This is a genomic window from Pseudomonas sp. PS01303, assembly GCF_029959385.1.
GTDB lineage: Bacteria > Pseudomonadota > Gammaproteobacteria > Pseudomonadales > Pseudomonadaceae > Aquipseudomonas > Aquipseudomonas rustica.
Window position 1 is genome coordinate 1 of record NZ_JASCPK010000211.1, and the last position, 7,605, is coordinate 7,605.

The 7,605-nt window shown below is 60.4% G+C and carries 7 protein-coding genes; 2 read left to right on the forward strand and 5 right to left on the reverse strand.

Annotation, left to right across the window (positions count from 1 at the left end; genetic code table 11):
- Positions 1 to 123: 123 nt before the first annotated feature.
- From QMX93_RS28855 to QMX93_RS28875, 5 genes are all read right to left on the reverse strand, one after another.
- Entirely contained in the window at positions 124 to 870 is a 747-nt protein-coding gene (locus tag QMX93_RS28855; RefSeq protein ID WP_053124935.1) for a hypothetical protein, read from the reverse strand.
- A gap of 3 nt (positions 871 to 873) precedes the next feature.
- The gene (gene lpoB / locus QMX93_RS28860; RefSeq protein WP_016772610.1) at positions 874 to 1,461 is read right to left on the reverse strand and encodes a penicillin-binding protein activator LpoB; all 588 of its coding nucleotides are present in this window, start codon (positions 1,459 to 1,461) and stop codon (positions 874 to 876) included.
- Positions 1,462 to 1,497: 36 nt separating this feature from the next.
- Positions 1,498 to 1,872 carry a YcfL family protein gene (locus tag QMX93_RS28865; protein ID WP_007911131.1) on the reverse strand — a complete coding sequence of 125 codons (375 nt, stop codon included), beginning with the start codon at positions 1,870 to 1,872 and terminating at the stop codon, positions 1,498 to 1,500.
- A 15-nt stretch (positions 1,873 to 1,887) separates the two neighbouring features.
- Positions 1,888 to 3,282, reverse strand: coding sequence for a hypothetical protein (locus QMX93_RS28870; protein ID WP_159814374.1), 1,395 nt, complete (start codon positions 3,280 to 3,282; stop codon positions 1,888 to 1,890).
- A 195-nt stretch (positions 3,283 to 3,477) separates the two neighbouring features.
- On the reverse strand, positions 3,478 to 4,881 hold the full coding sequence (locus tag QMX93_RS28875) for a hypothetical protein (protein WP_282358965.1): 1,404 nt from the start codon (positions 4,879 to 4,881) through the stop codon (positions 3,478 to 3,480).
- Positions 4,882 to 5,059: 178 nt separating this feature from the next.
- On the opposite strand from QMX93_RS28875, the gene QMX93_RS28880 reads away from it, so the two are divergent.
- Both QMX93_RS28880 and QMX93_RS28885 read left to right on the forward strand, forming a co-directional pair.
- Positions 5,060 to 6,958 carry an FTR1 family protein gene (locus QMX93_RS28880; RefSeq protein WP_282358967.1) on the forward strand — a complete coding sequence of 633 codons (1,899 nt, stop codon included), beginning with the start codon at positions 5,060 to 5,062 and terminating at the stop codon, positions 6,956 to 6,958.
- Between the two features lie 109 nt (positions 6,959 to 7,067).
- Complete coding sequence (locus tag QMX93_RS28885) at positions 7,068 to 7,523, forward strand: YaiI/YqxD family protein (RefSeq protein WP_282358969.1); 456 nt, start codon at positions 7,068 to 7,070, stop codon at positions 7,521 to 7,523.
- Positions 7,524 to 7,605 lie beyond the last annotated feature (82 nt).

The window sequence follows — 7,605 nt, forward strand, 5'->3', positions numbered from 1 at the left end:
TGGCGAGTGGATTTATCCCCGTGGGCTCGCGCAGCGGGCCCTCTTGATCTTAAAAGAGGGGGCCGCTGCGCAGCCCAACGGGGATAAATCCCCTCGCCACAGAAAAGCATTTCTCCAAATCAATCAGCGCAGGATCACCGGCGCAGTATCACGCGGCAAATTGTTGCGCTGCGGTGCTTCACGCGGCTGTTCATAACCGTCGCCACCACCGAGCTGCATGCTCAGTTGCCCGGCCACGTCCTCACCCAACGCTTTCGACACATCACGCACCACCCGTGGGCGGTTCAGCGAGATCTTGATGTCGCGGTGGTTCACCAGTTTGGTGTCCTGCGCTTCGCCCATCGCTGTGAAGGCCGAAGTGATCTCGAAGGTCTTGGTATTGATCAGGCTGAAATCCGCCACCAACGTCAAAGCCAGCACCGCCGAATAGCTGTCGGTGTTCGCCAGTTCGTTGATGTCCTGGGTGAAGTCGATGTCCGACACGGTACCGAACAGCACGTAGTCGGCGCCCTTGAAGTTGCCGGCCTTGATCCGCTTGATCACGTCGTAGACATCACCCTTGGACGACGCGGTGTACGGCGTGCCCTGCACCAGCTGGAACATCCCGGTACGTAGAATTTCACCCTTGATGTCACCGGTGAATTTACGCAGCTCGCCTTGCTCGATGTAGCTGGTGCTCGCTTCGATCTCGTTGTAGCTCGAAGAACCGCTCGCGCTGTAGTAACCCTCGCGGTGGCTGCTCTGCGCCGAAACGATGTGGATGTATTGCTCCACACGTTCCTGATACGCCAGATCCGTCACCGCAACTTTCGGGGCCGCTTGCACGCTGAACGCGCAAGCCAGGGCCATCATGCCAATCCATGCGCGCATCAATTAACGCTCCGTGGTTTTGCGAATCTCTTTTTCGTCCATCCACTCGGCCAGACCGCTTTCAACGTCGATCAATTGCAGGCTGAATTTGTAGAAGACGTCCTTGTAGTCGCTGCTGCGCTTGACGATCGAGCTGATCGAGCCTTCGATGCGGTACTTGGCGGCAACCATGTTGCCAGTCTTGGCCACGGTGCTCTTCTTGTACAGACCGCTCTGGTTTTGCAGCTTGAGCTGGTCAACCTGGCTCTGCATCGCATTGTTGTCGCTGGCGAAACGTGCAACGCCGGTCTTCATCAGCTGAGTCTTGATGCTGGTGGTGATTTCGCGGGTGTCGATGTACTCGCTGGTCTTGTTCTTCACGTCGTAGACCTGAACCACTGGACGGCCCTGCAGGATGCCGGACTGAGCCAGCGAGCGGGTCATCGATTCGGCGATCATTTGCAGGTCGGTCGAACCGAATTCGTTGGTCACGGTTTCAACCGCTTTGGTGTCGCCGTAGCTGATGTTCTTGCTGCCCAGGGTCGGCGAAGTGTTGGCGCAACCGGAGGCGAGCAGGGCGATGACGGCGATGCAGGAAAAGCGTGCAAACATGGGAATGCTCTCTAAATAAGGAATAGGGTGGCGGGCTTACGGCGTCTTGATTTCCAGACGGAAGTCCACGGCTTTCGGGGTCGGGGCGATGCCCTGAATGAAGCTGGTCTGGGCGCCGTACATCATTTGGCTTTTCCAGACTTCTTCTTCGGCGATCGGGAAACCTTCCGCACCGAGCCAGGCGAAGCGGTAGTAGAAAATCTTGTTGCTGTTGAGGGTGTTGCTCAACTGCACATTGACCGTCATGAAGCCGTTTTCGCGGGCGACGCGCATGGCGCCGACGACGATGTGTTTCTGCGGGCCCATGGCCACGACTTTGCTCGCGGCGCTGCCCGGCTCAGGCGGTGGCGGGGTGGCGCAGCCGCTGGCCAGCAAGGCGAGGGCGGCGACGGCGATGAGTTTGAAGCGCATGCAAAGACTCCGTTCTTAAGGTTGTTTGAGGCTGGCGACGTTGGTCGCGCTGGCGCTCGGCATCACGTGGGCGGCGATACCGCCGGCGAACACCTGATTGCCGACGGCGCGCAGGCTGATCACTTGATAACGCTGATCGATGGTGACTTTGACCACCGAGCCGCCGACGGCGCTCGGCAGGGTGACCTGATGCTCACCTTTCTTCAAGCGCAGACGCACCACCTGGGTGTTGTCCGGCAGGGTGCGCCACGTACGGGTATCGGCACCTTCGAGCACAGCTGAAGAAATACCCACGGCGAGACCGGCCAGCGGGCTGGTTTCGTTGAGTTTCTTTTGCGCCACACCTTTGGTGATCGCGCGCACGGTGGTGCGGACGATGATGCCCGGCATGTCATCACGCAGCGCGCGGCGAGACATGGCGGTGGTGCTGTTGAGTGCGGTCAAATTGACTTGCTGACCGTCGACACCAATCTGCGCAAAAGTCGCAGTGGAGGTGTCCGCTTTGATGATCGGGAACGACAGCGGGGTGATCACCACGTTGTTGGCAATCGGCAATGGCAGCGGGATGCGGATCGAGTCACGCGCCGGGGCCAGACCGCTTTGCACCACGATCAGGATGTCGCTGTCGTCGGACTTCGACGGCTTGTCGAGATCGATCAGCGCTTGTTCCAGCAGTGGCGTGTTCGGGCGCAGTTCGGCGGCTTTGCGGTAGCCCGGCGCGGCGAGGTCTTTTTCGCCCAGCGCTTCGTAAACGTAGCCGGCCAGGTAATGGCTGAACGCACTCTGATAGCTGTTTTTCAGGCCGACCACTTCCGGTGCGTCGAGGCTGGCGACCGGGTAACCCTGCAGGTCTTTGTACTGCGTCTTGACGCCTTCTTTCTCGGCCTCTTCTTCGCTCTTGAGGTATTCCTTGTCGCGCAGGTCGGCGATCACCGCTTCACGTTCGTGAGTCTTTTTGATTGCGGTGCGGGCGCCGTCGAAATCGTTGACCGCCAACAGGTTCAGGGCCATCTGCGTGGTCAGCATGACTTTTTCGTAGTCGTAGCCTTCGTAGCGACGCACCTTGTCGTTGACGATGAAGCTGCCGAACTGGGCCAGGTACTTGCCGGTGTCGAGCTTGACCGAATCTTCCCACTGACCGACCACCACGTCGGCGCTGGTCCAGGCGTTCTGGCTGCCGGACAGGTCGCCCTTGGCGCGCAACAACTCACCTTTCTCGAAGTAATAGAGCAGGTCTTTGTCCGCGCTGGAGTTGTTCTTTTCCAGCAGGGTCAGCGCCGCGTCGACGTTGCCGGAGGCCAGTTGCTGATTGGTCTGGGCCAGTTCCGAATCGTAATTGCGAAAGGCCGAACAGCCGGACAGCAGAGTGACGGCGCTGAGCGCGATCAGAGTGGGGGCGCGGAATGCCATGGGGTGACGTCTTCCCTGAGTGCAGATAAATGCAGCCGCGTGTGCTGGTCGGGCTGTTGTGACCGATCGACAGTGGCGCTGGCCTCCTGCCAATTCCTCATAACCAGAGGAGCTTTAATGCCGTTTCGCCATAGCGAAGGCGCGGCATTATAAGCGCGGGATGATGGCGATGTAATAGCTTTTTAATTGCACCGGTTAGTTAGGTGCCATTACGGCCGCTGCCGGCGTTTCGGGGAACAGCCACGACGATCCGATGAAAAAGCCTTGATACAAAAAGACCCGCAGGCTCAATAGCTGGTGGCTTTGGTCGATGCGCACGGTCAGGCCGCCCTCTGCACCTTCGTAGGGAAAACGCACGCGGTGCAGGCCTTTTTTCAGGCGCAGCCGGGCGACCAGGGTTTTGTCCGGCAGGGTGCGCCAGGTGCGCGTGTCAGCCTCTTCGAAAGGGTCGGGATCGGTGACTACCAGCGAAGCCTTGGAGGGATCGCGCTCGTTCTTTTCTGCCTGGCCGATGGCGGCCATGTTGGCGCGGAACATCGCCCGCGAAATGATCTGCGGCATGTCATCGCGCAAGGTACGCATGGCCATGTCGGTGACGCTGTTGATCATCGTCAGTTTGTGCTGTTTACCGTCGACGACGATGTGCATCAGGGGCGGTGTGAGGGTGTCGGGGAGCATCACCGGAAATGAGATCGGCGCAACAATCGTCAGGTTTTCGTTGAGCCGCACCGGAATCGGCACTTGCACCGAGCTGCGCGCCGGGGCGAAACCGCTCTGCACCACGATCAGAACTTCGCTTTCATCATCGTCCGGCCCGGGCTTGTCGAGATTGCGCAACGCGCTTTCGAGGAAGGGCACGCCCGGACGCAACTCGATCGCCTGACGATAACCCGGCGCCGCGAGCGTGCGTTCGCCCAAGGCTTCATAGGTGAAACCGGCCAGATAATGGCTGAACGCACTTTGGTAACCGTTCTTCAACTCGATGACCTGCGGAGCGTCGAGGACGGCGACCGGGTAGCCTTGCAGGTCTTTGTAATGCAGCTTGATCCCTTGCTGCTTGGCTTGCTCTTCAGCCTCTTCGTATTGCCGTTCGCGCTGGCGGGCAATCAGGGTTTCGCGTTCGTGGGTTTTCTTGATGTCGGCGCGGGCCCCGTCGAAATCGTTGTCTGCCAGTTGATTGAGGGCCATCTCGGTGGTCAGCATGACCTTTTCGTAGTCGTAGCCTTCGTAGCGCAGTAGCTTGTCGTTGACCAGCATCGTGCCCATTTCATTGCCGAAACGGGTCAGCAGCTTCATGGGCGCGGAGGGCACGGCGTCTTCACGCTGGATAATCATCTGCTCAGCGGTGCGCCAGGCTTCCTGACTTTTTGGCAGGGCGGTGCCAGCGCTGAGAATCGCGCCTCGCTCCAGGTAATACAGCAGATCCTTGTCTTCCCACGGATTGTTGACCTTCAGCACGTACAGCGCTTCGTTGAGATCACCCTTGGCCATCTGGTCGATGGTTTGCTGCATTTCCTCATCGTAATTGCGGTAAGCGGCGCACCCGCTCAGTTGCACGATGGCGCTGAGTAGCAGGAAGAATGGCAGGCAATGGCGCATGGAGACGGGTTCTTCCTTGAACGGCAAAGGCTGGGAGGTGACGCATTATAGGGGCGGTTGGCGCCCCGAGGTGGTCATCGAATTCAGCGCTGAAACATATCAAACACCGACAAAGCTTGAGGGAAATGGCGCCGGAGTGAACAATATGTAACTCCGTATTTCCCCTTGAGACTCCTTCATGACTGCCTCGTCCCGATTTCTGGCCTGGCTGCTGTTCCCTTTGTTTGCCCTGAGCAGCTTCAATCTGCTGGCCGATACCGTGGAAGGCGCGCCACAAGCGCTGCACCTGCTCGATTACATCAGCGCGGATTACCCGCCGACGGTCGAGGCGGGCACAGTTGTCGATGACGCCGAATACCGCGAGCAGCTGGAATTCACCCAAGCGCTGCAAGGCTTGATCGCCGACATGCCGGCCAAGCCTGAAAAGGCTGCGTTGGAGCAGGGCGTCGCCGCGTTGCGTGCGGCCATCACCGCGAAGCAGGACGGCGCTGAAGTCGCCCGTCAGGCGCGGCAACTGGGCGCGAAACTGGCTGTGGCGTATGAAGTCAGCCAGACGCCGATCATCACCCCGGATCCGAGCCGTGGCGCGCCGTTGTATGCGCAGAACTGCTCGGTGTGCCACGGCGATACCGGCCTCGGCGATGGCCCGGCGGGTGTCGGCATGTCGCCGGCGCCGGCCAATCTGCGTGAGGCGGCGCGGATGGATCACCTGAGCCTGTACGCGATTTACAGCACCCTCGGCCAAGGCGTCGAAGGCACCGACATGCCAGCGTTCGCCGATCAGCTCGACGATCGCCAGCGCTGGGATCTGGCCACTTACATTGCCGGCTTCAGCGCCGATGCAGCGGCCGCTCAATCCGAGAAAACCTACAACATCGCCGATCTGGCGCGCCAGACCCCGGCCGAAGTGCAGGGCGCTGAAGGCCCGCAAGCGGCGGCGACTTTCCGTGCGCAGCGAGCGCAACCGCCGCAGGTCAAACGCGGCCCGGCGCAGTTGCTCGACTACACCGCAGCGACGCTGGACAATAGTCTGGCGGCGTACCGCGCCGGTGAACACGATCAGGCTTACGACCTGTCGGTGGCGGCGTATCTGGAAGGTTTCGAGCTGGTTGAGAGTTCGCTGGATAACGTCGACGCCAACGTACGCAAGGACACTGAAAAATCGCTGATGGCGTATCGGCAGTCGTTGCAGGACGGTTTGCCGGTTGCACAGGCCGAGCAGCGTCTGGACGCGGCCAAGGCCAAGTTGAAAGAGTCTGCCGGGTTGCTCGGCAGCGATGGTTTGAGCTGGTCGCTGAGCTACATCTCCGGTTTGCTGATTCTGCTGCGCGAAGGCCTGGAAGCGATTCTGGTGCTGGCGGCGATTCTGGCGTTCCTGCGCAACACCGGCCAGCAGTCGGCGGTGCGCAGCGTTAACGTCGGTTGGGGCTTGGCGCTGCTGGCCGGCCTCGGCACCTGGGCGTTGGCGGCTTACGTGATCGATGTCAGCGGTTCGCAGCGTGAATTGCTCGAGGGCGCGACGGCGCTGTTCGCCAGCGTCATGGTGCTGTGGCTGGGCGTGTGGATGCACGATCGTCGCCACGCTGCAGCCTGGCAGGATTACATCAAGAGCAGCCTGGTGGGCGGTGGCGGGCGGTTTGGTTTTGCGATCCTCGCGTTCTTCTCGGTGTATCGCGAGTTGTTCGAAGTGATCCTGTTTTACGAAACCCTGTGGTTGCAGGCCGGCCCGGCCGGGCATGACGCGGTACTCGCCGGTGGTGCGACGGCGCTGGTGCTGCTGGTCGGTCTGGCGTGGGTGATCCTGCGCGGTTCGGCGAAACTGCCGCTGACGTTGTTCTTCAGCATCAACGCGGCGCTGCTCTGCGCGCTGTCGGTGGTGTTTGCCGGGCATGGCGTCAAGGCGTTGCAGGAGGCCGGGATCTTCGGCACGCGGCCGGTGGCGTTCTTTGAGTTTGACTGGTTGGGGATTCATGCCGATGCGTATTCGTTGACGGCGCAAGCGGTGGCGATTCTGGCGATTGTTGTGTTGTATGGGCGTAGTTGGGTGGCTGAGAAGAAGCGGATTTCGGCTGCTTGATTGGGTGATCCCTTAAAAGATCGCAGCCTTCGGCAGCTCCTACATAGGTTCGTGTATACCTGTAGGAGCTGCCGCAGGCTGCGATCTTTTGCTTTATGAGGTAAACAAAATGCGTGTATGGATCGATGCCGACGCCTGCCCACGGGCGGCGAAGGATCTGGTGGTGAAGTTTGCGCTCAAGCGCCAGTACGAAGTGGTGCTGGTGGCCGGGCAGCCGCAGATCAAGCCGGGGCTGGCCATCGTCAAACTGATCGTGGTGCCGAGCGGGCCGGATGCGGCGGACGATTATCTGGTCGAGCACGCGGTGCCGGGCGAACTGGTGATTTGCAGCGATATCCCGCTGGCTGATCGGCTGGTGAAGAAGGGCGTGGCGGCGCTGGATCCGCGCGGCAAGGAATTCGATGCGCAGAACATGGGCGAGCGATTGGCGGTGCGCAATCTGTTCACCGATCTGCGCGAACAAGGCCAGATGAGCGGCGGCCCGGCACCGTTCGGTGATCGCGAGAAGCAGGCGTTTGCCAATGCGCTGGACCGGATTCTCACGCGCCTATCGCGCAAGCCCTGAGCCCAACAAAAATCCCTTGTAGGAGTGAGCCTGCTCGCGATAGCGGTCGATCATTCAACAGATATGTTGCCTGACACACCGC

Excerpts from the sequence above, each read along its gene's own strand:
- lpoB (WP_016772610.1), bottom strand. The coding sequence starts at position 1,461 with ATGTTTGCACGCTTTTCCTGCATCGCCGTCATCGCCCTGCTCGCCTCC.
- QMX93_RS28855 (WP_053124935.1), bottom strand. The coding sequence starts at position 870 with ATGCGCGCATGGATTGGCATGATGGCCCTGGCTTGCGCGTTCAGCGTG.
- QMX93_RS28865 (WP_007911131.1), bottom strand. The coding sequence starts at position 1,872 with ATGCGCTTCAAACTCATCGCCGTCGCCGCCCTCGCCTTGCTGGCCAGC.
- QMX93_RS28880 (WP_282358967.1), top strand. The coding sequence starts at position 5,060 with ATGACTGCCTCGTCCCGATTTCTGGCCTGGCTGCTGTTCCCTTTGTTT.
- QMX93_RS28870 (WP_159814374.1), bottom strand. The coding sequence starts at position 3,282 with ATGGCATTCCGCGCCCCCACTCTGATCGCGCTCAGCGCCGTCACTCTG.
- QMX93_RS28885 (WP_282358969.1), top strand. The coding sequence starts at position 7,068 with ATGCGTGTATGGATCGATGCCGACGCCTGCCCACGGGCGGCGAAGGAT.
- QMX93_RS28875 (WP_282358965.1), bottom strand. The coding sequence starts at position 4,881 with ATGCGCCATTGCCTGCCATTCTTCCTGCTACTCAGCGCCATCGTGCAA.